This window comes from Corallococcus praedator, assembly GCF_003612125.1.
Classification (GTDB): Bacteria; Myxococcota; Myxococcia; order Myxococcales; family Myxococcaceae; genus Corallococcus; species Corallococcus praedator.
Genome location: NZ_RAWI01000862.1, coordinates 1 through 532 on the forward strand (window position 1 = coordinate 1; position 532 = coordinate 532).

At 74.8% G+C, this 532-nt stretch carries 1 protein-coding gene; it reads right to left on the bottom strand.

Translation table 11 applies throughout. From position 1 onward, the window contains the following. The coding region (locus D7Y13_RS42165) for an FAD-dependent oxidoreductase (RefSeq protein ID WP_208734578.1) at positions 1-532 on the bottom strand (532 nt) is incomplete at both ends.

Below are 532 nucleotides of genomic sequence, written 5' to 3' on the forward strand. Positions count from 1 at the left end.
AGCCGCACCCCTTCGACCCGCGCGCCCGCGCCCTCCCCCTGCAGGACGACAGCCTCCACCCGCGCGGACAGCTCCACCCGGGCTCCGGCCTCGCGCGCCTGGAGCGCCACCGCGTCCACCAGGGTGCTCCACCCTCCGTCCACGTACAGCACGTTGGCGGCGATCGCGTATTGGAGCTGCGCCACCGCCGCCTGCGCGCTGAGCGCGGAATGGTCCGCGCAGTACGTGGCCACCCGAAACAGCGCCGCGACGAGGGCCCGGCTGTCCTCCCGGGCCAGGCGGGTGTCCAGCCACTCGCGCGTCGACAGGCGGCCCAGCGGCTCCGTGTCGATGCGCGCCAGCCCCGCGAGCAGCTTCGCCACCTCCAGCTTCGCGGCGAGGGACAGCACGTCCGTCGTCAGGAGCGTCACGGGCCCATGAGGCAGCGTGTGCAGCCGGCCTGAGTGCAGCGCATAGCGGCCTGTCTGCCCTGGAACGCCACCCTGGGGCTTCACCCCCAGGCGTCCCAGCACCCGGAGGCCCGCCCCTGCCC